We start from the raw sequence: 22,684 nt of genomic DNA, 5'->3' as shown, positions 1-22,684 counted from the left end.
CACTCAAAACGTCGTGGCGCGTGCCAGAAGCGCGGACCGGTCCAGCGGGTCCACTTCGGTCGCCGCGACCGTGCACGCGTGCGCCCCGGCAATCGCACCGTACGTCGCGCACCGCTCCGGCGGCAAACCGGTGAGCAGTCCATACAGGAACCCGGCAGCGAACGCGTCACCCGCGCCGTTGGAGTCCACGACCGGCCGCGGCGGGGTCACCGCGGCGAACCGGCGCACCGTGCCGTCGTCGCGGGTGAGCAGGTGACCGCCCCGGTCGCCGTCGGTGGCGACCGCGATCCGCGCCCGGCCCAGCGCCAGCACCCGGCGCAGCGCCGCCTCGGGGTCGGCCAGCGCCGTCGCCGAGACGAAGACCACGTCGGCGGCCGCGGCGAACTGCTCGTGGTACGGGTTTGCGCCGTCCCAGTTGTGCAGGTCCGTGGAGACGGTCACGTCCAGGTCCGCGAGCTGCGCCAGGGCGTACGCCCCCGGATGGGTGATGCACACGTGCACGTGCCGGCAGCCCGCGGCCAGCTCGGCCAGCAGCGGCTCCGGGAAGCGGTCGTGCTCGCCGCCGCGGCTGATGTCGTACAGCGACAGCCGCCGCCCGGCCGGGTCCACCAGGTTGACCGCACGTTTGGTGCCGGTGCTGCTCGGCAGCGCGGTGAACACGATGCCCGACTTCTCGTGCAGGGCCCGCACCAGCGCGCCCTCCGGGTCGTCGCCGAGCACGTCGACGTGGTGGACCGGCAGGCCCAGCGCGTGCAGCCCGAGCGCCAGGAAGTCCCCGGTCTGCCCGGCCCGCGTGGTGATCGCCGGGACCAGGTGGCTGTCCGCGTAGGGCAGCGGCAGCTGCGGTACCTGCACGATGGTGTCCACGCCCGCGCCGCCGAGCACCAGCACGCCGAGTTCAGGGTGATGAGGAACACGCATGGTGTGTCGCCTTTCGTCGATGGGTAGTCGACGTTTCAGCCCGTACGGTCCGCAGCCGAGGTCATGCGGTGTCCGCCGAGGTCGCGACAGGTGCAGTCGATCATCACGGAGACCGGGTGCCCCGTCAAGGCTGTGTCGTCCCGAGAGGCGACCATGGCGGAGCCTGACTAGGCTCCTGGAGCTGTGCCCCGGGACCGTATCCGGGCACCGATGGGGAGGGAACCACGTGAAGACACGACGTTTCGGTGTGGCGGCAGTAGGCCTGATCGCGCTCGCCACCCTGGCGACCGGCTGTAGCAAGGCGGCCGACAAGCCGGGCGCGACCGCGTCCGCGAGCACGTCGGCGGCGGCGTCCGCGCCGGCGGCGGCGCAGGGCTCGGCGTCCGACGCGCTCGCCGCGGCGGCGGCCAAGTTCAAGGACACCACCGCCAAGATGACGATGAGCATGGCCGGCGGGGGCGCGGCCGTGAAGATCACGGGCCAGCTCGACGGCCCGGGTAGGAAGTCCGCCTCGGTGATGGACGTGCTGACCCTCAAGATGGAGGTCCTCCAGCTCGCCGACCAGGTGTACATGAAGGCCGACGGCGTGCCCGGCATGCCGAAGGGCTGGATGCACATCGACGTCTCGAAGCTCGGCGCGCAGAGCTCGCTGCGCAAGTCGATCGAGGACCCGTCGTACAGCGCCAAGATGCTGACCACGGCCGCGCAGGTGCAGTGGGACGGGACCGGCAAGGTCAAGGGTGTGCTGGACCTGTCCCAGTCGCCGTCGATGAACCCGGCCCTGGTCGGCACGCTCGGTGACAAGATCAAGGCCGTGCCGTTCACGGCGACCATCGACGGCCAGGGCCGGCTGACCACGATGACGGTCGCCCTCGGCGGGCTGGCCCCGACCGCGGGCGTGGGCGACATGACGATCGCCTACAGCGACTTCGGGGCTCCGGTGACCATCGAGAAGCCGACCGGCGAGATCGTCGAGGCCCCGGCCGCGCTGCTGGCCACGCTCTGACACCGCCACGGCGCTGACGCCGCCCGCACCCGTGACCGGGTGCGGGCGGCGTTTTGCATACGGCCGCCCGGGTAGGGGTGGCGACGTGATCATTGAAACGGTGAACGGTGACGACGTGCCGACCTGTCCCGGAGTCCGCTGATGGACGCCGAGCGGCTGCTGCGTGCCGTGGTGGTGGTGACCGCGGCGCTGCTGGCGGCCATGGTCGCCGGATGGCTGTCCGCGCTGATCGTGCGCCGGGTCGGCCGCCGCCGGTACCGCCGCTTCATGGAGCAGCTCAGCCAGGCCTGCCGCCGCCCGTGGCGGGCCATGCTCGTGGTGGTGGCCCTGCTGGTGGCTCTGCCGTTCACCGACCTCGCCGGGTCGGCCCGGGAGATGGTGCACCACGCCCTGGTCATCGCTCTGATCGGGGCGTCGGCCTGGCTGGCGGTGCGGGTGCTGTTCGTGCTGGAGGACGCGGCGTTCCGGCGGCTTCCCGTGGACGTGGCCGACAACCGGCGCTACCGGCGGGCCCGCACCCGCATCGGCATGCTGCGCCGGCTCACCGCGGTCACCGTCACCGTGCTGGCCGTCGCGTCGATCCTGATGACCTTCGCGCCGCTGCGCACGCTCGGCGCGTCCCTGCTGGCGTCGGCCGGACTGGCCGGTGTGGTCGCGGCGCTGGCCGCGCACGCGACGCTGGCGCACATCTTCGCCGGCCTGCAACTGGCCTTCACCGACGAGCTGCGCCTCGACGACGTGGTGGTGGTCGAGGGGGAGTGGGGCCGCATCGAGGAGCTGCGGCTGACCTACGTCGTCGTGCGGCTGTGGGACGAGCGGCGGCTGGTGCTGCCCACCACCTACTTCACCACCACCCCGTTCCAGCACTGGACCCGCAACGACTCCCGGGTGCTGGGCGCGGCGATCCTCTACCTGGACCACCGCATGCCGGTCGACGCGCTGCGCGCCGAGGCGCAGCGCGTCGTGGAGGCGTCGCCGCTGTGGGACCGCCGGGACTGGGTGCTGCAGGTCGTCGACACCACCGAGACCACCATGGCGGTACGCGTGCTGGCCTCGGCCGACGACGCCGCGAAGGCATACGACCTGCGCTGCGAGATCCGCGAGAAGCTCATCGCGTACGTGCGCGAGCACCACCCGGAGGGCCTGCCGCAGACCCGGGTCGCCGTCATCGCGCCACCCGAGCAGCCGTGACCGCTCAGTAGCGCACGCTGATCCGCCGCTGCACGCCGTCGACCCGCACGTCCCCGCCGATCGGCAGGATCAGCTGCGGGTCGGTGTGACCGAGGTCGAGGTCGAACACGAGCACCGCGTCAGGCGCATACGCCGCCACGGCCCGGCGGACCGCGTCGCGCTGCTCGTCCCGGTACACCGCCTTCTGCTCTGCCGTGCAGCGCCGCTCGAAGCTCCACGCCTTGGGCCGTCCGACCAGCACGGCGGCGAAGCGCCGCAGCATGTCGCGCTCGCCCATGTTGCGCAGTGTCCGGAAGACCTCCTCGGCGGCGGGCATCTCCTCCGAGGTCTCGATGACGAGCAGGTGCCCGTCGAAGCGCTGGGGCGGCGCGACGAAGCCCGCCTGCAGCAGCCAGGACAGGATCTCCAGGCAGCCACCCCACAGCGGTCCCTCGACGAGCCGCTGGGGTCCTTCCCAGCTCCAGCCGTCGACGGGCCACATCCGCGGCGGCACGTGGCGCAGCGAGGCGTCGGCCCAGTCGTTCGGCTCGTCGCAGAAGTCGGCCGACGCGGTCAGCTCGTGCCAGCCCGGCGTGAAGAGGGCCGCGCGCAGGCTGCTCGCCGACAGCGGGTGCATCGCGCCGCCCCGGGCCAGCGAGGTCATCACCGCGCCGCCGTGGAAGGCGACCACACCGAGCCCGAACAGGTGGTTGAGCAGGTTGGTGTTGTCGGAGAAGCCGAAGAACGGCTTGGGGTTGGCCCGGATCACGTCGTCGTCGAGGTGGCGCAGCACGGTGATCTGGTCGTCGCCGCCGATGCTGGCCATGACCGCGCTGATCGACGGGTCGGCGAAGGCCGCGGTGATGTCATGGGCGCGCTCACGCGCGGAGGCGGCGGGCGCGCGGGTGGTCGGGAACTCCACCGGGATCAGCCCGAACTCGTCGCGCAGCCGGGACAGGCCCAGCTCGTACACGTCCGGGAAGACCGCGGGCAGCCCCGCACTGGGCGACAGGATCGCGATGCGGTCACCGGGGCGGGGCTTGGGCGGATAGCTCACGGCCATGCGCGGAACCTAATCGATTCACCCGGCCGGGGCACCCGAATTCAGTCGAGCAGGCCCTGTTCCTCGGCGCGGGTGATGGCGTCGGCCAGCACGTCGAGGTCGACGACCGCGTCGCGGATGGTCGCGGCCACCTCGAGCAGCGGCTCGGTCTCGGCGGCGCGCACCGAGAACAGGTCGGCCTCGGAGTCGAACTCGACCAGGTCGAGCACCTCCGGCGTGCGTTCGGCCAGCAGCACCTGCACCACGCCCTCCCAGGCGTAGCCGTTGCCGAGCCAGCCCTGCTCGTCGAAGATGTCCACATAGTCGTCGAAGTCGTCGAAGGTCAGGCTGAACTCACCGGAGTCGTGCTCGACCAGCTTGCAGGGGTCGAAGTCGGGGTCACGTGCCATGACCGCGAGCATAGGCCGTGACGCATGTCATTGCCGTTTCGTCGAAAGGCCGACTTCGCCTCCTCCGAACCGGTGAAATCTGCGCGGTCAACCCGCTGTTCGCAGCACGTCCACCCGCAGGGCACGCGAAGCGGGGAGTCCGGGCCGAGGTGAATTCCGGCCGGTGTGAGCAGGAAGAAGTGCTCTGAGTGGCGAATCAGCGGTTCGACCATCTGTGCGACCGCGCGAGAACATGGCAGGCTTTCTCATCGTGACGATGGTCAGGCAGTGGCAGCGGGTCTCGGCGTACGGATTGGCGCGCGAGGGCGACACCGTGCTGCTCGTGCAGATCGGCCGCAGCGCCCACGGGGACCTGGGCAAGTGGATGCCGCCCGGCGGCACCATCGAGCACGGCGAGCACCCGGCCGAGACGGTGGTGCGCGAGTTCGCCGAGACCACCGGCCTGGAGGTCCGGGTCGACGGGCTGCTGGAGGTCGGTTCCGACCACCGGCAGCTGACCGGCGGCATCGACTTCCACGGCGTGTTCATGCTCTACGGCGTGACCGTGCTCGGCGGCGACCTGCGTCCCCAGCCCGACGGCATCATGGTGGAGCCCAGCTGGCACAGCGCCTCCGAACTGGACTCCATCCCCATGCTCGACGCGGTGCGCGACGTGCTGCGCACCGCCGTCAAGAAGTAGGCTCGACGCCCACCGCCTCGCGCCGGGCCTGGCGCAGCGTCTCGGTGATGCGCGGGCCGCGGCGGGTGAAGCCCAGCTGCGTGGTGGCCTCGGCGACGACCTCGTCCTCGGTACGGTTGAGGCCGTCGCTCTCGATCCAGCGGATCAGCTCGACCAGCGTCTGCCGCGGCACCTCGGTGATCTGCGTGGCCGGCGGCAGTTCGGGCTTCGGGGCGCGGCGCGCGGTCGCCGACGGCAGCCGCAGGGTGACGCCCTCGGCGACGGTGTCGATCGGCAGCCCGGCCGACTCCGACACCGCGAGGTCGTACACGGCCCGCGCCTTGGCGATCTCCACCTCGCGCTGGCGCATCCAGTCGGTGGACCAGATCCGGTGGAAGCGCCAGCCCAGCCGCTCCAGGTGCTGCTGGCGCAGGCGGTCGCGGTCGCGCACGGTCGGCGAGGCGTGGTACGACGCCCCGTCGGCCTCGATCGCCAGCACCAGCCGCTCCGGGTCGTCCGGGTGCGTTGCGGCGAAGTCGATCCGGTGCCCGCCGACTCCGTGCTGCACCACCAGCGGGATGCCCGCCGCGGTGAGCTTGGCCAGCACGTCGGCCTCGAACGGGTTCAGCGCCGGCGCGGTGACCGTGGCCAGGGTCTCGCGACGGCCGCCGGAGGAGGCGTACGCCAGGAAGTCGCGCAGCATCACCGCGCCCTCGGCCCGCAGCCGCTGCGGGTCCATGTCCAGGTGGGTGAACGAGCTGACCACGGTCATCCGGCGGCGGGCCCGCGTGATCGCCACGTTGAGCCGCCGGTGGCCGCCCTTGGTGTTCAGCGGCCCGAAGCGGTAGAGCATCCGCCCGTCCAGGCCCTTCGGGTAGCCGACGGTCAGGATCACCGCGTCGCGCTCGTCGCCCTGCACCCGCTCGATGTTCTTGACGAAGAACGGCTCGTGCCCGTGCTCGGAGAAGTACGGCTCCAGCTCCGGGCGGGTGGCCAGCGCGCGGCGCAGCGCGGCGTCGACGCGCTCGGCGTGGGTGATGCCCATCGTGATGACGCCGAGCGACTCGGCGGGCCGCTGCGCGGCGTGGGCGAGGATCAGCTCCACCACCCGGCGCACCTCGGCACTGCCGCTCTCCGCCGACGCGTCCGGGTCGGCTTCGCCGGTGACCAGCACGTGGCTGATGCAGTCCCCGGCGTCCGCGCCCGGGAACGTGGTCAGCGCGTTGCCGTTCGGGGCGTACACGTGCCGGTCGGAGAACGCGATGAGCCGCTCGTCGCGGCTGCGGTAGTGCCAGGCCAGGTGCCGCACCTGCGGCAGCGGCAGGGTGTGCGCGAACGCCTGCAGCAGCGACTCGACGTCGTCGCCGAGCGCGGTGCCGTCGTCGGGGGTGTCGGCGTCGCCGTCGGCGCGCTGGAAGAAGTTGGTCGGCGGCAGCTGGTGCTCGTCACCGGCCACCACCACCTGGCGGCCGCGCATGATGGCGGGCACGCCGTCGACCGGTTCGACCTGGCTGGCCTCGTCGAAGATGACCACGTCGAACAGCACCCGGGCCGGCAGCACCTGGCTGACCAGCAGCGGGCTCATCGCCCAGCACGGCTTGAGCGCGGTCAGCGCGTCCGGGGCCTGCTCGAACAGCCGCCGCACCGGCAGGTGCCGGGCCTTCTTCGCGGCCTCGCGGCGCACCAGCTGCTGCTGCTCGGGGAACTCGTCCAGCACCGCCATCAGGTTGCGGGCGGCCAGGTGCCGCACCCGCTGCGCGGCCGCGGTGATGTGCGCGGCGTCGGCGGTGTGGAACTCGGTCACCGCGGCGTGCAGGGCCGCGCCGTGGAACGTCGACAGGTGCTCGTCGGTGAAGCGCACGTGCTCCAGCACCGAGCTGAGCCACGCGTGGTCGAACGCGGCCCCGGCCCGCTTGGTGTCGCCCCCGACGCCGCGGACCGCCAGCTCGTCCAGCAACCGCCGGGCCCGCCACTCCACCAGGGACGCGGCCAGCTCGTTGCGGCGCGCGGTGCGCAGCAGGTCGGCCTGGTCGCCGGCGAGCCGGTCCAGCTCCGGCTGCAGCAGTCCCAGGTCGTCGTTGTCGATCGGCACGTAGCCGCGCAGCGACTCCAGCGCCCCGGTGAACCCGGCGAACACCGCCAGCGAGGCGGCGGCCGACGGGCTGGTCCGCGGCGGCTGCCCGTCGCGGCTCACCACGCGCCAGCGGGCCAGCTGGTCGGCCGCGGCGACGGCGGCCTCGTGCAGCTCGGCGGTGCTCGGCCGGCCGGGCGCGAGCCAGTGCGCCCGGATCTGCTTGAGCACCTTGCGGCGCGGCCAGAAACCCATGCCGTCGCGCTCGGGGCCGGTGGCCGAGGCGGTGACCCAGGCGGAAAGGTCCGCGGTGTACGCCTCCGGGCGCAGCCGCCGCAGCGTGGCGTCCACCTCGGACAGCAGCGCGGCCATCTTCTGCGCCGAACTCAGCGTGCCCGGCACGGACAGGCCCAGCTGCGCGGCCAGCGCGGTGAGCTGCTGGCGGGCCGGGGCCAGCGTGGTCGCGGCCTGCCCGGCCAGCGCGTACGCCGACTGCGCGGCCGCGCGATCGGGGATCGTCGAGCGGACCCACGGCCCCGGGCCGGGCTCGGCGTCGAACGCGCCGAGCTGCGCCAGCTCCGTCACCGCGGCGCGCAGCCGGGCCGCGGTCGGCGCGTCGAGGCGGGCCAGGTCGTCGCCGGACCAGCGCTGCGGGGTCATGTCCGCGGGACTGATGCCCAGCAGCCGAGACTGCAGCTCGAACATGGACAGGCCCCACGGGTCGTGCTTGGTGTGCAGCGCGGCGTGGTGGGCCGACAGCGCGGTGCGCGCGTCGACCAGGCTGCGGTCGGTGTCCTCGGTGGTCGGCCGGGTCTCGTGGCGCGCCCGCTGCAGCCGCGAGTCCAGCGCGCGCGCCAGCTCGCGGCGGCTGCTCTGGTCGCCGTGCAGGTTCTGCACCAGGTCGTCGAGGCCGACCTGGTTCAGCCGGTCCAGCACCGCGTCGATGGCGGCGCGTTTCTCCGCGACGAACAGCGCCGTGCGTCCCCGCGCGGCCAGCGCCATGATCATGTTGGCGATGGTCTGGCTCTTGCCCGTCCCCGGCGGACCCTTGACCACCAGGTGGTGCCCGGCGACCGCGGCGTTGACCGCGTAGCTCTGCGACGAGTCGGCGTCCAGCACCAGGAACTCGTCGGCCGGGGGCAGCCGGTCGGGCGCGTCGGCTTCGACCGGCGCGGTGGCGTACAGCTCGCTCAGCGCCCGGGGGTCGCCCGCCAGCGCGGCGATGACCTCGCTGCTCTCCAGCAGCTCGCTGTGCTCGGTGATGTCGGCGACCATCGGCAGCTTCTCGTACAGGAACGTGCCCACCAGCAGTTCGGGGCTGACCGTGAAGCCGCGCACGTCCTGCGCCGCCTTGGCCAGCTGCTCGAACAGCGGCGCGGGATCGTAGGGCCCCTCCGGCAGCGCGTCGAGCAGCGTCTCCGGGTCGATGTCGAGCCGGTGCTCCTTGAACAGCTTGAACAGCAGCACCGGGTTGACCGTCGGCTCCGGATCGAGCGTCAGCGCGAAGTCCGTCTCCGCCGCCGACGTGGTGCGCACGGTCAGCCGGTGCAGCAGCACCGGCGAGCGCGGCGTGCGGTCGGCCTCCCACCAGCTCGCGATCCCGCTGGCCAGGTAACCGACGTCGACCCCGCGCTCCTCGGCCAGCGTGCGCATCCGGGTCCGGATGGTCCGCGCGCGCCGCATGGCATCGGCGTGCGCGACGTCGTCCGGAAACAACTGACGCAGCGTGACGGTGCGCCCGGCGGTCAGCACGGTCACCGCCTCCGGCCGCGCGCCGTCGAGCCGCAGCGTTCCGGCCCGCAGATCGCGGTAGTACGCCAGCTGGTTACGCCCGGAGTCGTCCACCAGCGCATCTGCCCACCGCCTGGTGGCGAGCGCGACATGGGACGGCTGCGGCAACTGCGGGGCACTGTCGGACACGGTCACGGCCCAACGATGGCAGACGCCCGCACCACCGCCAAGCGCCCCACCGAAAGGAAGGGCGCCGTCGGCTCGCGTCAGCGAGACGAGCAGCAACTCTGCACATCGCCATGTGTGGCGGAGGGGCGCCTTCCTGACGCCGGAGCGGCGTTGACCCGGCAGGACGGATCGCTGTGGTGGGGTCGGCGTGTCAGCGGGACGCCGAGCCGCGTTTCGCCAGGTCGCGCGCGGTGGGGTCGGTGGGGACGTGGTTGGTGATGACGTGCATCAGGTCGTCCAGGCCGGCGCCGAACTCGGCGTCCCAGTCGGGCGGCTGTGCCAGTACCCCCGAGAGTTCTTGATGTGCGGGCGCCTGACTGCCCGCGGCCTCGGCGCGCGCGTGGCGTCGCGGATCGACCGGCGCGAAGCGACCGGTGATCTCGCCGACCGCGTAGCCGAGCACGTAGGTCGAGACCAGCCGCTCCAGCCGTGGCACCTGCGCCGCCGGCACGCCCGCGTCCAGCAGCGCCGTGTAGAGGGCGTCGACCAGGCGCACCGCGTCGGGCGTGACCGCCGGGCGCGACAGCAGCAGGGGATAGGCGGTCGGGTGCCGGTGGGCGAGGGCGCGGCCCGCGTGGGCGATGGCGCGCAGCCGCTCGTGCCATGCGCCGGCGGTGCCCGCCGCGGGCAGCAGTTCGGCGAGCAGCAGGTCGACCAGGCCGTCGAGCAGGGCGTCCTTGTTGCCGACGTACGGGTACAGCGCCATCGGCGTCACTCCGACCCGCGTCGCGACCGCGCGCATGGACAGCACATCGAGGCCGCGCTCGTCGGCCAGCGCCAGTGCGGCGGTCAGGATCTCCCGCCGCCGGGTCTCGACACCCTGCTCCGCCATACTCTACAGTGTAGATCTATACAGCGTAGATCACAAAGGAGCGCGCCGTGCTGTACGCGTCCGGCCTGCGCAAGGCGTACGGCCCGGTCACCGCCCTCGACGGCTTCGACCTCTCCGTCGCGCCCGGCGAGATCTGCGGCCTGATCGGCCACAACGGCGCGGGCAAGAGCACCTTCGTCGAGATCGTCACCGGCCTGACCCGCCCGGACGACGGCGTCGTCACCATCGGCGGCCTGCCGCCGGCACAGGCCCGCCACCTGATCGGCCTCGCCCCGCAGGAGATCGCGCTCTACCTGTCCGTGACCGTCGCGCACAACCTGCGCCTGTTCGGTGCGCTCGCCGGGCTGCGCGGGCGCGGCCTGCGCCGAGCGATCGACGACACCGCGCAGGCGCTCGGCCTCACCGACGTGCTCCGCCGGCCCGTCGGCCTGCTCTCCGGCGGGCAGCGCCGCCGCGCCCAGGCGGCGACCGCGATGCTGCACCGGCCCGCGCTGCTGCTGCTCGACGAGCCGACCACCGGCGCCGACCCCGGCACCCGCGCCGCGCTGCTGCACCTGGTGCGGTCGCACGCCGCGGACGGGGCTGCGGTGCTCTACACCACCCACTACCTGCCCGAACTGGTCGACCTCGGGGCCACGCTGGCGGTCTGCCGGGCGGGGCGGGTCATCGCCCGAGGCAGCCAGGACGAACTGCGGGCCGGGCACGACACCCTCGACGACCTCTACCACGCCCTGGCGGCCGACCATGCGTAGCCTCGCCCTCGTCCGGATCAACGTGGCCTTGCTGGCGGCCGAGCCCGGGGCGGTGATCAGCCGCATCGGCATGCCGCTCGTGATGATCACCGTGCTGCGGCCGCTCTACCGCGCCGCTATCGGCGACCAGGGCACCACCCACGCGGTCACCGGCATGCTGGTGCTGTTCTCACTGCTGGGCCTGTCCATCGTCGGCGGCTCGCTGCTCACCGAACGCTCCTGGCACACCCTGGACCGGCTGCGGGCCACGCCCGCGTCGCCGGGGCAGATCCTGACCGGCAAGGCGGTCGCGCTCGGCGGGGTGCTGCTGGCGCAGCAGGCGGTCGTGCTCGGGTACGGCGTCGTCGCGCTCGGGCTGCGGGTGGCCCGCCCGGACCTGCTCGCCCTGGCCGCCCTGGCCTGGGCGGTCACGCTGCTGCTGCTCGGCGCTGCCGCGGCGATGACGGTACGCAGTCACAGCGAACTCGGCGCGGTCAACGACCTCGGCGCGCTGCTGCTGTCCACGCTCGGCGGCGCGATGGTGCCACTGTCTCTGCTACCCGGCTGGGCGCAGGCCGTCGCGCCCGCGTCGCCCGGCTACTGGGCGCTGCAAGCGCTGGGCGGCGCGGCGACCGGCGACGTGGCGGCGGCGCTGCGCGGCGTCGGCGTCCTGCTCCTGGTCGCGCTCGCCGCAGGCCTGTACGCCGCCTGGCGCATGAACCGCGGCTGGGGCCGCAGTCGCCTGCTCTGAACCCGGCCTCGCGAGCCGCCGGCCCCGTTTGTGATAGACGTTGGCCTATCTGGATGAAAAATCGGCGATCGTACTCATCTGGATAGGCCGACGTCAATGCAAGGCGCGGCTCGTGACGCCCCTCGGTTCACAGGTAGCAGCCGGTGGAGGGTTCGGGTGTGAGCTGGACCAGGTCGCGGTCGCCGCGCTGGATGGCGAACAGCTCCGCCAGCGTGGCACCGGACGAACTGAGGCCTACCGTGCTGCCCAGCCAGGCGCTCGCCTGGGCGAAGGGCAGCGGGCCGACCTCGATCTGAGCCAGGCAGCGGCCGGGCCGGACCACGGCGGGGTGCAGCTTGTTGAGCGGTTCGTTGGTGGTCAGGCCCACGAGCACGTCGCGGCCCTGCGCGAGCAGGCCGTCGGTCAGGTTCAGCAGGCGCGACAGCGCCTGGCCGCTGGACGCCTTCGCGGCCGAGGAGATCAGCTCGTCGCAGTCCTCGACCAGCAGCAGCCGCCAGCGCCGCTCCTCCTGCTCGTCGTCGCCGATGGCGACCTCCATCAGGTAGCTGGAGTCGTGGAACAGGTGCTCCGGGTCGAGCACGCAGTCGACCTGGCACCACGACGACCACGCCCGCGCGAGCGCGCGCAGCGCGGTGGTCTTGCCGGTGCCGGGCACGCCGTGCAGCAGCAGCAGGCGGCCGGAGATCGAGTCAGGGGTGAGCGTCATCAGGCGTTCCAGCGAGCCCGCGACGTCGGCGGAGTAGTTGTCCCGAATCGCGTCCCACGACGGTGTGGTGATCGGCCGGGTGCTGCGCTGCGCGCCGCGCTTGGCGGAGTGGTGCCAGAAGCCCATCGGCACCGTGTCGGCGCGCTCGACGTGGTCCTCGCGCGCGTTGCGCGTGGCGTCGTCGAGGATGCGCAGCGCCAGCTCCTCGGTGGTCGCGGTGACGGTGACCTCGGCGACGCCGCCGCGCCAGCGCGCGGCGCGCAGCGTCCAGCCGTCGCCCGCGGCGAGGTGGCTGCGCAGGCCGTCGTCGGTGGCCACGCGCAGCACCCGCCCCTCCTCCGGCAGCAGGTTGGCGTCCTTGCGGACGCGGGGCAGGCGGGCGGTGTGGGCGTACGGCTGCTCGCCCGTGCTGAACGGGGCGAGGATCATCGCGTCGACGACGTCCCGAGGAGTGTCGGAGTCATCAAGGGTGAGGTTGGTCGACAGCTGTGGCAGAGTGCCCATACGTCGATGATCTCGCAATTGGACCTGCGCACATAGCAGTTTTCCGGCCCCGTCGCCCGGGCTGAGCGTGCGCCGCGCTCAGATTCCGAGTTTCGCCCATGGCCCCCAGATCGCGAACGTCATCCCGTGTATGGCCAGGACGTTCACGAACAGCGTGTGCCCGTCCGGGCTGAACGCGCAGCCGGCGAACTCGTCGGCCTCGCGGGACACCCCGGCGCGGTTGGTGAGTCGGTTGAGCGCGATGTCGAGCACCTGCCCGTGCCGGGTCAGCCCGCGCACGTAGTTGTTGTTCGCGCCGTCCTCGCACAGGATGAGCGTGCCGTTGGGGCTGGTGGTGATGTTGTCCGGGAAGTCCAGTCCGTCGACGGCGGGGGCCTGGTAGACCAGCCGGAGCACCTCCTCCGCGCAGTGGTAGGCCCAGATCTGCCCGTGGCCGTTGCCGTAGCCGCTGTCGAAGGGCCCGTCGTCCTTCTCCGGCCGGCCGCCGCCCTGCGTGGAGGTGAAGAAGACGACGCCCTGCCGGATGGTCGAGCCCTCCAGGCGCGAGAACAGCGCCGCGCCGCCGTCGCGGCCCTGGTCGCCCACGTGCCGCAGCGCTTTGTGCTCGCTCGTCGGCGCGGGCACGCCCGCGGTGTACGGGAAGCTCGGCGCCGGGTCGTCGATGTCGACCCAGGTGACGGGGAAGACCGCACCGGGCTCCTGCGCGGCGGCGAGGTCCAGGCGGGGGCGGCCCTTCACGGCCAGCGCCTGGAGCCGGCCCCCGTCGGCGATGCCGCGCCCGTCGGTGCGCAGCGGATCCGGCGCACGCGGCGGCAGGTACCGGTAGAAGCAGCTGGCGAAGGCGAAGTTGTCCTCGGTCAGGTAGAGCGCGCCGCCGGCGGGGTCGTAGGCCACGGACTCGTGCGCGAAGCGGCCCGCCGCCGTGATCGGCCGCGGCTCGACGGCGCCCTGTGCGGGCACCTCGAAGATGAAGCCGTGCCGCTCCCGCAGCTGGTAGTTGCCCACCCCGGCCACGTCCGGGCCGTGCACGGTCTCCTCGCAGCTGATCCACGTGCCCCACGGCATCCGCCCGCCGCAGCAGTTGGTGTGCGTGCCGCTCAGGCTGGTGTGCGAGCGCACCACCTCGCCGTACCGGGTCACCTCGATCGTGGTCGTGCCGCCGCCGGCCGCCGGGTCGTAGGTGACGTGGCCGGGCCCGAACGCCGACCCGGTGACCTTGACCTCGTGGTTGCGCACCAGGATCGTGTTGCCGCCCGGCGCCTGGAACGCGCCCATGCCGTCGTGGCTGCCCGGCAGCCGGGAGCCGTCGTCGAGCACCACCGGCCACTCCGTGTCGTGAAAGGAGCGGTACGCGAAGCCCTCGGGCACCCACAGCCGCGGCACGCCGTCGCGCAGGTCGGCGGTCGGCGCGAGTTTGATCCGTGACGGCGGCTGCGGCGGCGTGCTCTGGCGGGCCAGGAAGCCGCTGAAGGGACCGGCGGCGAACAGCCCGCCCGCCACGGCCGCACCGCCGAGCAGCGAACGCCGTTTGATCACCATCATCGCGCTCACTTCCGTGCGTCGAGGGAGCTACGGAGGTGCAACGAGCGAACCACCCGCATGATCACGCATCGACGCCGGCGGAGGTCCCTCCGTGTGCGGCCATCCGGTCGAGCACCTTCGCGGCCTTGGCCGACAGCACCTCCGCCGGGTCGAAGCCCAGGCTCCGGATCGCCACGAACGACGCCAGCGCCACGTCGGCCAGCTCGTCGGCGACCTCCCGGGGCGTGTGCGTGACGCCCTTGCGCGGGTTCTGGCCCTGCACGCCGATCCAGGCGCTGGCCGCCTCACCCGCCTCCTCGGTCACCTTGAGGATGCGCATGGTCTGCTGCTGCGGTCCGCTGCCGTGGTGCGTGTCCAGCCACCGCACCGCCGCGTCCACCGCCCGCCGGCTCGTCTCGTCCACCCGGCGCACCCTACCGGGCCGGCGCTGCGGCGCGGGCTGTCGTACCGGGTGGTTAGCGTGCGGGCCATGTCGTTGGATGTGACGGTCGGGACGGGTCAGGTGGCCGAGGCGGCGGCGCAGTTGCTGCGGTTGCTGCCGGTGCGGGCGCACCAGCCGGCGCTGGCCGGGGTGCTGCTGCGGGGCGACGCCGACGGGCTGGAGCTGGCCGCGTCCGACGGCGAGGCCTGGGCGCGGGTGCGGGTGAGCGCCACCGCGCACACCGACGGCGAGGCGGTGGTGTCGCGGCGCGCGCTGGCCGACACCCTGGCCACGCTCGACGCCCCGCAGCTGCGGCTGTGCACCGAGGGCGCGCGGCTGGCGGTGCGCACCGACCGGGCCCGCTTCGCGCTGCCCCGGCTCGACCTGGACACCTTCCCCCGCCCGCCGCAGGCACCCGCCGCGGTGGGTGTGCTCGCGGGCGCGGACTGGCGGGCCGCCGCCGCGGTGGCCGGCGCCGCCTCCCGCGAGGACGCGCTGCCGCTGTTCACCGCGGTGCGGATGCGCTCGGCGGGCGCGGTCGTCTCGATGCTGGCCACGGACCGCTTCCGGCTCGCCGCGGCGCGCCCGGCCTGGTCGGCGGAGCCCGGCGCGGAGCTGGACGTGCTGGTCCCGGCGGTGCTGGTGGCCGAGCTGGGCCGCCAGGCGGGCCGCTCGGCCGAGGTGCGACTGCACGCCGAGGACGGCCGGTTCGCGCTGTCCTGGCCCGGCTGGACGGTCGGCACGGCCTCGCTGGCGGTGGCCTTCCCCGACCGGCAGCTCGACCGGCTGCTGGCCGCGCAGCCCGAGGCGACCGTGCGGGTGGACGCGGACGAGCTGGCCGCCGCGGTCGGCCGCGCGGCGCACTACGCCGGCCCGCGCGGCGCGGTCACCCTCGAACTCGGCGACGGCGAGCTGTGCGTGCGCGGCAGTGACCCGCTGGCCGGCGAGTCGTCCGAGACGCTCAAGGCCGACCTGCTGGGCGACCGGCTGACCCGGCAGTACCAGGCCCGGTACCTGCTCGACGCGCTACGCCCGTTCGCCGGCCGCCAGGCGCGCCTGGAGATCCAGTCGGCGCTGCGGCCCACCGCGTTCACGGCCGTGTCGCCCGAGCCGGGCATCGACCTGCGCTACCTGGTCGTGCCCCTGCGCCCCGCGGACACCACCCACCACGCCTGACCCTCGGTCAACCACGAGGACCGCCGACCCCCCAGGGTCGCCGACGCCGGGCGGCCTGCAGTTTCGGGGAAACTGCAGGAATCGACGTCCCCTTACGCGCACTTTCCCCGAAACTGCGAGACGGGCACGGTCAGAGGGGCGTCGCGGTGCCGGCGGCGCGTTGCTCGGCGGCGAGGGTGACCAGCTCGGGGTACCAGGGGCCGTCGGTGAGGAGCAGGCGGCGGGCGTCGTCGAGGGCGTGTGCGCGTACCTCGAGGACGGTCTCGCCGTCGTCGGGGTTGTCCGGCGCGCCCTCGACGCTCACCTCGGCGAAGCACCACAGCCAGGCCATCTCCGGGTGCGGCTGGTGCGGCCGGTAGGGCGCGGGCTGGTCGGACACCGCGTGGTGCGCGCCGATGACGTGCAGCGGGCCGCGCAGCACCGCCCCGGCCTCCTCGCGCAGCTCGCGGGCGGCGCACTCGGCGACGGTCTCGTCGGGCTCGCGGGTGCCGCCGGGCAGGAACCACACGTCCCGCTCGTCCCGGCAGAGCACGACCCGATCCCCGGCGAAGCCGACGACGTGCACGTTGGTGACGAGCCGGTCCGGCGGCGCGGTCGTGGAGAACCGGCAGTCGACGCCGGCCCACTCCCATCGCTGTGGGGCGAACAGCAACGGAAAACGGTCATGAGGGGATGCCACGGCCGGATCGTACCGGCGGGCGGCTCAGGACAGGGGGTTCGCGGCGGGGACGGCGAGCAGGTCGAGGAAGGCGTGCTGGGTGTTGCCGGTGTCGCGCAGCAGCTCGCGGGCCTTGGCGAGGGGGATGAAGCGGCAGGTGACGACCAGGCCGGTGTCCCAGACGCCGGGATCGCCGATGACGGTGTGCCGCCACTGGCCGCGGTCGTCGTCGGTGCGCAGGTGGAAGTAGACGTTCAGGTACGGGCGGCGGGTGTCGGCGAACCGGCCGCTCTGCACGCCCACGACGCTGAGCACGGCCAGCGCGCCGGACACGCCGGTCTCCTCGTACGTCTCCCGGACCATCGCGTCGTTGAGCAGCTCACCCCGCTCGACGCCCCCGCCGGGCAGATGCGTGCCGGGGGTGCTCGGATACTCAAAGATCAGCACTTCCAGCGCGTCGTTCGCGCCGCGTGTCACGTAGCCGGTGACCCGCACCCGGGTGGGCCGGTGCGCGCCGATGCCGCTGACCGAGACGAACAGCCCGACCTGCACCAGCGTGACGAGCAGCGCGCCGACCGCCCACCACAGTGCGAAGTCGCCGAGCACCGACGCGAGGACCAGGCCGAGTCCGAGGCCGCCCGCGATGGGCGCGGTGATCTGCCACCACAGCGGTGCGGCGGCCAGCCGGCGGCGGTCCCGCCAGATCCACCACCAGGCCAGTGCGGATCCGGCCAGGGCCAGCACCGCGCCGACCGTGTCGAGCAGGCCGGGGCCGTGCGCGTCGCTGAACGAGATCAGGCGGGGCCCGTCGTCGGGCAGGGCCAGCAGCGCGCCGCCCAGCAGGGTGCAGACCGCCCAGGCGGTGATGACGTGAGCACGGCGCACCTTGGGCTGCTCCTCCACTGACGACGGTGGTTGCACCATATCGGCCCGCCTCACCGCTGTGGGGGAGCGTCGTGGTGTCCGGCCAGCAGCTCCTGGAACCAGATCTTCGCTTTGATCGCGGGGCGCCGCAGCTGCACCTCCCGCCAGGTCGACTTGGCCAGCTTCGCGGCGGCTTTCGGGGTCGGCCGCTGGTAGCGCCAGCGGGCCCAGGGGGAGTGCGGGCGGGCCAGCCGGATGGCGCCGACGATCAGCAGCACCGGGATGAACAGGCCGATCAGCCCGGTCCAGATCTTGCCCTTGACCAGGGTGAGCAGGACCAGCCCCAGGTGCGTGGACGCGATGGCCCCGGCGATCACCCAGCCGATGCCGCCCGCCGCGGCAGCGGCCAGCATCAGGGAGTCGATCCCCGCCGGGCGTATGCCGAGCACCAGCAGCCCGGTCACGGAGACCGCCACGAACACCGCGTCGATCGAGGTGCGGCCCTTCTCCGACCAGTACACGTCCTCCAGGTGCAGGATCAGCGCGAACTCGTCGAGGACCAGTGCCGAGCCGATGCCGAACAGCGCGGCGAGGACCGACCGCCAGAACACGTAATCGTCCGGCACGACCAGCGCGGCCACGCCTGCCACCAGCATGAACACCACGCCGAAGACGACATGGTGGATGTGCAGGCCGCCGCCGGGGGTGACGTTGCCGGGCCACCACTTCACCTGCGCCCGGATCATGCGCACCGAGAACCGGATGAAGACGAACCCGAAGATCACTCCGGCGAAGAAGCAGAACAGGGGCAGCCGGCCGGTCTCGACGACCGTGCGGTGGAACCAGTCGGACACCGTCCCACCCCCGCCCCCATACCTGAGCTTTCATCATATTTGCTGCGTTAAGTGTAGTGAGTGCCATATGTTCGTGTTGACGGCCCGGATACATCGCCGACGAGACGAGGTGGCACGTGGTTCCACCTGCTGCAGACGCGGCGACCCGCGCGAACGGACGGAACTGGCGGGAGAAGGTCCCCCGCGTCTTCGCCATCCTGATCGCCTGCATCGCCGCGATCAGCGCGCTGGCCGCGGTCGGCGGCGCGCTCGGGCACAGCACCCAGCCGGTACGCCGCATCCTCGACGACGTCCTGATCCCGGTCCCGGCGAACCTCGCGTACGCGGCGTTCATGGCGGTGCTCGCCGCGGCCACCGCCCGGCGTAAGAAGATCGCCTGGTGGACCATGATCGTCTACCTGATCATCGACGTGGGATCGAGCGTGCTCGCGCTCGGCGTGATCACGCTGGTGCCCGAGGGCGAGCTGGTCGACGACGCCGGAGTGCCGCTGTTCAGTGGCTGGGGCCGGGTGGCCACCAGCATCGCGGTGCTCGTCGGCGTCGCGGCGCTGGTCATCCTGTTCCTGGCCCGCAAGCAGTTCTACGCCCGGATCCGCAAGGGCGCCGTGTGGAAGGCCCTCGCCGTCTTCGCGGGCGTCGCCGCCGTCGGCATCGGCCTGGGCTACAGCCTGGTCGCCGCGTTCCCCGGCACGCTCGGCTCGGACGCCGGGGAGCAGCTCGCGTACGCGGCGGAGAAGGTCCTCGGCGGCGCGTTCGAGTTCGACGTGACCCGCGACGGCGCCGCGCCCGGCTGGGTCAACTTCGTGCTCGGCCTGTTCGGTGCGATCGCGGTGTTCGCGGCGCTGTTCACGCTGCTGCGCTCGCAGCAGGTCAACTCCGTGCTCGAACCCGCCGACGAGGTGAAGGTGCGCGGCCTGCTGGACCACTACGGCGAGCGCGACTCGCTGGGCTACTTCGCCACCCGCCGGGACAAGCTGGTGACCTTCTCACCGAGCGGCAAGGCCGCCGTCACCTACCGCCCGGTCAACGGGGTGAGCCTGGCCAGCGGCGATCCCGTCGGCGACCCGGAGGCCTGGGGCCAGGCCATCGACGCGTGGCTGGAGGAGGCCCGCAGCTACGCCTGGACCCCGGCGGCCATGGGCGCCAGCGAGGAGGGCGCCACGGCGTACCACAAGGCCGGGTTGAAGGTGCTGGAGCTGGGCGACGAGGCGATCCTGCTGACCGACCGGTACTCCCTGGACGGGCGGGAGATGCGCCAGGTGCGCCAGGCCGTCAACCGGGTCGAGCGGGCCGGCTACACCTCGACGGTGCGCCGCCACGCAGAGATCCCGCCCGACGAGATGAAGGAGATCGCGGAACTGGCCACCCGGTGGCGCGACACCGACAGCGAGCGCGGCTTCTCCATGGCGCTGGGCCGCCTCGGCGACCCCAACGACGGGCAGTGCGTGCTGGTCGAGGCCCGCGACCGCGACGGCATCGTGCGCTCGATGCTGTCGTTCAGCCCGTGGGGCCGCCGCGGCCTGTCGCTGGACCTGATGCGCCGCGACCACGAGGCCGAGAACGGCGTCATGGAGTTCATGGTCACCGCGCTCATGAACGCCGCGCCCAAGCTGGGCGTGGAGCGGGTGTCGCTGAACTTCGCGGTGTTCCGGGCGGTGTTCGAGGAGGGCGGCCGCATCGGCGCCGGGCCGGTGCTGCGGCTGTGGCGGCGGGTGCTGATGTTCTTCTCCAAGTGGTGGCAGCTGGAGCAGCTGTACCGGTCGAACATCAAGTACCAGCCGGAGTGGGTGCCGCGCTACCTGTGCTTCGGCGAGCGGCGCGACCTGGCCAAGGTCGGTCTGGCCTCGGCGATCGCGGAGGGCTTCCTGACCGTGCCGGGCACGCCGGTGGCCGCGCTGGACGCCACCGCGGCGCCCGTGCTGGCGGGCCTGCCCGCGCCCGCGGAGCCGGCCGAGCCGGCCGGTGCGGCGCACGACGAGAGCGCCAACGAGCAGATGGCGGTACGCCTGGCCAAGCTGGAACGGCTGCGCGCCGACGGCGTCGACCCGTACCCGGTGGGCTTCCACCCGACCGCGACCTGCGGGCAGATCCGCGACCGGCACCCGGAGACGCCCGCCGACACGCGCACCGGCGACCGGGTGTCGACGGCCGGCCGGGTGATGCTGCTGCGCGACCACGGCCACATCGCCTTCGCGACCATCCGCGACTGGGACGGCGACCTGCAGCTGATGATCGACCGCGACGTCGCGGGGTGGACCGAGGCGATCGACATCGGCGACCACGTCGGCGTCACCGGCGAGGTGGTCACCACCAAGCGCGGCGAGCTGTCCGTGCACGTGGACACCTGGGAGATCACCGGAAAGTGCCTGCGCCCGCTGCCGGACAAGCACAGCGGCCTGACCGACCCGGAGGCCAAGGTCCGCCAGCGCTACCTCGACCTCATCACCAGCAATACGGCGCGCGACCTGCTGCGGGCACGCAGCGCGGCGGTGCACAGCCTGCGCCAGTCTTTCAACGACCGCGGCTTCATCGAGGTGGAGACGCCGATCCTGCAGCGCATCCACGGCGGCGCCAACGCCCGCCCGTTCACCACCCACATCAACGCCTACGACCTGCGCCTCTACCTGCGCATCGCGCCCGAGCTGTATCTGAAGCGGCTGGCCGTGGGCGGCGTGGAGAAGGTGTTCGAGCTGGGTCGCACCTTCCGCAACGAGGGCGTGGACTACAAGCACAACCCCGAGTTCTCCATGCTGGAGGCGTACCAGGCCTACGCCGACTACGACTCGATGCTGACGCTGACCCGCGAGGTGGTGCAGTCCGCGGCGCGGGCCGCCAACGGCGAATGCGTGATCATGCACGACGGCCAGCCGCACGACGTGTCGGGGGACTGGACCGTGCGCACCGTCGACGAGGCGATCTCGTCCGCGCTCGGCGAGGAGATCACCGCCGACACCGATGTGGAGAAGCTGCGCAAACTCTGCGACGACGCGAAGATCCCGTACGACCCGAAGTGGGGCCGCGGCGCGGTGGTGCTGGAGATGTACGAGCGGCTGGTCGAGGAGAAGACCATCATGCCGACGTTCTACAAGGACTTCCCGACCGACGTGTCCCCGCTGACCCGGCAGAGCCGCGTCGACGCGCGGCTGGCCGAACGCTGGGACCTGGTCGCCTTCGGCACCGAGCTGGGCACGGCGTACTCCGAGCTCACCGACCCGATCGAGCAGCGCCGCCGGCTCACCGAGCAGTCGCTGCTGGCCGCGGGCGGCGACCCGGAGGCGATGGAGCTGGACGAGGACTTCCTGCAGGCGCTCGAATACGCCATGCCGCCCACCGGCGGGCTCGGCATCGGCGTCGACCGGCTGGTCATGCTGCTCACCGGCCGGTCCATCCGGGAAACACTGCCGTTCCCCCTCGTTCGCGGTGCGCGCTGAACACATACGACCTATTTGGTCATTTTGGTATGGTGCTGGTACGTAGGCCGCAGGAGGAGTCATGCGCGCCGGATCGGCACCCGGGAACCGCCGGCGCGCTATCGTCACCGCGCTGGTGCTGGTCGTCGTCATCCTCGTCGGCGGATTCCTGCTCGGACACCTCGCCGGCAGCCGTTCCCGGACCGGGCTCGGCGACCGGTCGGACACCCCGAAGACCTCCCGTGACCGGGTCGGCCCGAACGCCCGGCTCGCACTGCCGCCGCTGCCGCCCCGGCCCCAGCCGATCACCGGGCCGGACCGGCCCCCGCTGCCCGTCGAGAAAGGCGGCCCGTTCGGCAGCCGGCTGACCACCGGCACCCCCGAGGTCGCGCTGACCTTCGACGACGGCCCGGACGAGGTGTGGACGCCGCAGGTCCTGGCGCTGCTGCGCGACTACGGCGTACGGGCCACCTTCTGCATGATCGGCGCGAAGGCCGCGAAGTATCCGCAGCTGGTACGCGATGTCGTCGCGGACGGGCACACGCTGTGCAACCACAGCTGGAGCCACGACGTGTGGCTGGGCCTGCGGGACGAGCCGACGGTGCTCGCCGATCTGCAGCGCACCAACGCGGCCCTGGTCGCGGCGGCGCCGACGGCGCGGATCTCGTACTACCGCCAGCCGGGCGGCAACTGGACGGCCACCCTGGTGGCGGCCGCGCGGCGGCTGGGCATGACGTCGCTGCACTGGCGGGTCGACCCGCGCGACTGGCAGAACGGGCCGTCGTACCGCATAGCGGCGGACGTCACCGGGCAGGCCGCCCCGGGCGCGATCGTGCTGCTGCACGACGGCGGCGGCGACCGCGCCCGCACGCTGTCCGCGCTGCGCACCATCCTGGCGAACCTGATCACGCGGTTCCATCTGGCCCCGCTGCCGCCGGGCATGGAAGAGCCCCGGCCGTCCGGAACCGGTCGGTTCCGACGGCCGGGGCAGTGACTCA

General features: G+C 72.8%; 19 protein-coding genes. 8 read left to right on the top strand and 11 right to left on the bottom strand.

Translation table 11 applies throughout. The annotated features are described in order from the left end of the window. Positions 1-3: 3 nt before the first annotated feature. Positions 4-921, bottom strand: coding sequence for a PfkB family carbohydrate kinase (locus tag F9C41_RS27735; RefSeq protein ID WP_155389791.1), 918 nt, complete (start codon positions 919-921; stop codon positions 4-6). Positions 922-1,147: 226 nt separating this feature from the next. On the opposite strand from F9C41_RS27735, the gene F9C41_RS27730 reads away from it, so the two are divergent. Next, positions 1,148-1,927 carry a hypothetical protein gene (locus F9C41_RS27730; protein WP_155389790.1) on the top strand — a complete coding sequence of 260 codons (780 nt, stop codon included), beginning with the start codon at positions 1,148-1,150 and terminating at the stop codon, positions 1,925-1,927. A gap of 141 nt (positions 1,928-2,068) precedes the next feature. Then, on the top strand, positions 2,069-3,118 hold the full coding sequence (locus F9C41_RS27725; RefSeq protein ID WP_155389789.1) for a mechanosensitive ion channel family protein: 1,050 nt from the start codon (positions 2,069-2,071) through the stop codon (positions 3,116-3,118). A gap of 4 nt (positions 3,119-3,122) precedes the next feature. Here F9C41_RS27725 and F9C41_RS27720 read toward each other — a convergent pair whose 3' ends face one another. Together F9C41_RS27720 and F9C41_RS27715 are read right to left on the bottom strand one after the other, a co-directional pair. After that, a complete protein-coding gene (locus F9C41_RS27720) occupies positions 3,123-4,160 on the bottom strand; it encodes a S66 family peptidase (RefSeq protein ID WP_155389788.1) in 1,038 nt (345 codons plus the stop codon). 41 nt (positions 4,161-4,201) lie between these two features. Continuing rightward, positions 4,202-4,549, bottom strand: coding sequence for an Imm51 family immunity protein (locus tag F9C41_RS27715; RefSeq protein ID WP_196279986.1), 348 nt, complete (start codon positions 4,547-4,549; stop codon positions 4,202-4,204). Between the two features lie 256 nt (positions 4,550-4,805). Here F9C41_RS27715 and F9C41_RS27710 point away from each other — a divergent pair, with 256 nt between their 5' ends. After that, positions 4,806-5,228 (top strand): NUDIX hydrolase, encoded by a 423-nt coding sequence (locus F9C41_RS27710; RefSeq protein WP_230690074.1) that lies wholly within the window; start codon positions 4,806-4,808, stop codon positions 5,226-5,228. On the opposite strand, the gene F9C41_RS27705 is transcribed toward F9C41_RS27710, so the two are convergent. Both F9C41_RS27705 and F9C41_RS27700 read right to left on the bottom strand, forming a co-directional pair. Next, entirely contained in the window at positions 5,218-9,204 is a 3,987-nt protein-coding gene (locus F9C41_RS27705) for an AAA domain-containing protein (RefSeq protein WP_155389786.1), read from the bottom strand. The genes F9C41_RS27710 and F9C41_RS27705 overlap by 11 nt on opposite strands. Before the next feature lie 184 nt (positions 9,205-9,388). After that, positions 9,389-10,069: a TetR/AcrR family transcriptional regulator gene (locus F9C41_RS27700; protein WP_155389785.1), complete on the bottom strand. Its 681-nt coding sequence runs from the start codon at positions 10,067-10,069 to the stop codon at positions 9,389-9,391. A gap of 47 nt (positions 10,070-10,116) precedes the next feature. Between F9C41_RS27700 and F9C41_RS27695 the strand changes: the two genes are divergently transcribed. Both F9C41_RS27695 and F9C41_RS27690 read left to right on the top strand, forming a co-directional pair. Then, complete coding sequence (locus F9C41_RS27695) at positions 10,117-10,821, top strand: ABC transporter ATP-binding protein (RefSeq protein WP_155389784.1); 705 nt, start codon at positions 10,117-10,119, stop codon at positions 10,819-10,821. Further along, positions 10,814-11,551 (top strand): ABC transporter permease, encoded by a 738-nt coding sequence (locus tag F9C41_RS27690; protein WP_155389783.1) that lies wholly within the window; start codon positions 10,814-10,816, stop codon positions 11,549-11,551. Before F9C41_RS27695 ends, F9C41_RS27690 begins: the two co-directional genes overlap by 8 nt. 127 nt (positions 11,552-11,678) lie before the next feature. Here F9C41_RS27690 and F9C41_RS27685 read toward each other — a convergent pair whose 3' ends face one another. The 3 genes from F9C41_RS27685 to F9C41_RS27675 all read right to left on the bottom strand — a co-directional run bounded on the left by F9C41_RS27685 (position 11,679) and on the right by F9C41_RS27675 (position 14,706). After that, positions 11,679-12,761 (bottom strand): DUF5925 domain-containing protein, encoded by a 1,083-nt coding sequence (locus F9C41_RS27685; RefSeq protein ID WP_155389782.1) that lies wholly within the window; start codon positions 12,759-12,761, stop codon positions 11,679-11,681. A 78-nt stretch (positions 12,762-12,839) separates the two neighbouring features. After that, a complete protein-coding gene (locus F9C41_RS27680) occupies positions 12,840-14,303 on the bottom strand; it encodes a PhoX family protein (RefSeq protein WP_230690065.1) in 1,464 nt (487 codons plus the stop codon). Positions 14,304-14,364: 61 nt separating this feature from the next. After that, positions 14,365-14,706 (bottom strand): MazG-like family protein, encoded by a 342-nt coding sequence (locus F9C41_RS27675; protein ID WP_155389781.1) that lies wholly within the window; start codon positions 14,704-14,706, stop codon positions 14,365-14,367. Between the two features lie 66 nt (positions 14,707-14,772). Here F9C41_RS27675 and F9C41_RS27670 point away from each other — a divergent pair, with 66 nt between their 5' ends. Then, positions 14,773-15,900 carry a DNA polymerase III subunit beta gene (locus F9C41_RS27670; protein ID WP_230690064.1) on the top strand — a complete coding sequence of 376 codons (1,128 nt, stop codon included), beginning with the start codon at positions 14,773-14,775 and terminating at the stop codon, positions 15,898-15,900. 130 nt (positions 15,901-16,030) lie between these two features. Here the strand turns inward: F9C41_RS27670 and F9C41_RS27665 are convergent, their stop codons facing one another. From F9C41_RS27665 to F9C41_RS27655, 3 genes are read right to left on the bottom strand one after another with little or no spacing between them, the layout of a single operon-like run. Continuing rightward, a complete protein-coding gene (locus F9C41_RS27665; RefSeq protein ID WP_155389780.1) occupies positions 16,031-16,579 on the bottom strand; it encodes an NUDIX hydrolase in 549 nt (182 codons plus the stop codon). A gap of 24 nt (positions 16,580-16,603) precedes the next feature. After that, complete coding sequence (locus tag F9C41_RS27660; RefSeq protein WP_196279985.1) at positions 16,604-17,443, bottom strand: NUDIX domain-containing protein; 840 nt, start codon at positions 17,441-17,443, stop codon at positions 16,604-16,606. 50 nt (positions 17,444-17,493) lie between these two features. After that, a complete protein-coding gene (locus F9C41_RS27655; RefSeq protein WP_155389778.1) occupies positions 17,494-18,276 on the bottom strand; it encodes a hypothetical protein in 783 nt (260 codons plus the stop codon). Between the two features lie 116 nt (positions 18,277-18,392). On the opposite strand from F9C41_RS27655, the gene lysX reads away from it, so the two are divergent. Then, positions 18,393-21,707 carry a bifunctional lysylphosphatidylglycerol synthetase/lysine--tRNA ligase LysX gene (lysX, locus tag F9C41_RS27650; protein WP_155389777.1) on the top strand — a complete coding sequence of 1,105 codons (3,315 nt, stop codon included), beginning with the start codon at positions 18,393-18,395 and terminating at the stop codon, positions 21,705-21,707. A 61-nt stretch (positions 21,708-21,768) separates the two neighbouring features. Beyond that, the gene (locus F9C41_RS27645) at positions 21,769-22,680 is read left to right on the top strand and encodes a polysaccharide deacetylase family protein (RefSeq protein ID WP_155389776.1); all 912 of its coding nucleotides are present in this window, start codon (positions 21,769-21,771) and stop codon (positions 22,678-22,680) included. Positions 22,681-22,684 lie beyond the last annotated feature (4 nt).

It is taken from the genome of Catellatospora paridis (genome assembly GCF_009720365.1).
In the GTDB taxonomy this organism is placed as follows: domain Bacteria; phylum Actinomycetota; class Actinomycetes; order Mycobacteriales; family Micromonosporaceae; genus Catellatospora; species Catellatospora paridis.
This window is presented reverse-complemented; position numbering and strand designations above follow the sequence as displayed.

Excerpts from the sequence above, each read along its gene's own strand:
- F9C41_RS27715 (WP_196279986.1), bottom strand. The coding sequence starts at position 4,549 with ATGGCACGTGACCCCGACTTCGACCCCTGCAAGCTGGTCGAGCACGAC.
- F9C41_RS27720 (WP_155389788.1), bottom strand. The coding sequence starts at position 4,160 with ATGGCCGTGAGCTATCCGCCCAAGCCCCGCCCCGGTGACCGCATCGCG.
- F9C41_RS27645 (WP_155389776.1), top strand. The coding sequence starts at position 21,769 with ATGCGCGCCGGATCGGCACCCGGGAACCGCCGGCGCGCTATCGTCACC.
- F9C41_RS27710 (WP_230690074.1), top strand. The coding sequence starts at position 4,806 with ATGGTCAGGCAGTGGCAGCGGGTCTCGGCGTACGGATTGGCGCGCGAG.
- F9C41_RS27670 (WP_230690064.1), top strand. The coding sequence starts at position 14,773 with ATGTCGTTGGATGTGACGGTCGGGACGGGTCAGGTGGCCGAGGCGGCG.
- F9C41_RS27700 (WP_155389785.1), bottom strand. The coding sequence starts at position 10,069 with ATGGCGGAGCAGGGTGTCGAGACCCGGCGGCGGGAGATCCTGACCGCC.
- F9C41_RS27685 (WP_155389782.1), bottom strand. The coding sequence starts at position 12,761 with ATGGGCACTCTGCCACAGCTGTCGACCAACCTCACCCTTGATGACTCC.
- F9C41_RS27680 (WP_230690065.1), bottom strand. The coding sequence starts at position 14,303 with ATGATGGTGATCAAACGGCGTTCGCTGCTCGGCGGTGCGGCCGTGGCG.
- F9C41_RS27690 (WP_155389783.1), top strand. The coding sequence starts at position 10,814 with ATGCGTAGCCTCGCCCTCGTCCGGATCAACGTGGCCTTGCTGGCGGCC.
- F9C41_RS27725 (WP_155389789.1), top strand. The coding sequence starts at position 2,069 with ATGGACGCCGAGCGGCTGCTGCGTGCCGTGGTGGTGGTGACCGCGGCG.
- F9C41_RS27735 (WP_155389791.1), bottom strand. The coding sequence starts at position 921 with ATGCGTGTTCCTCATCACCCTGAACTCGGCGTGCTGGTGCTCGGCGGC.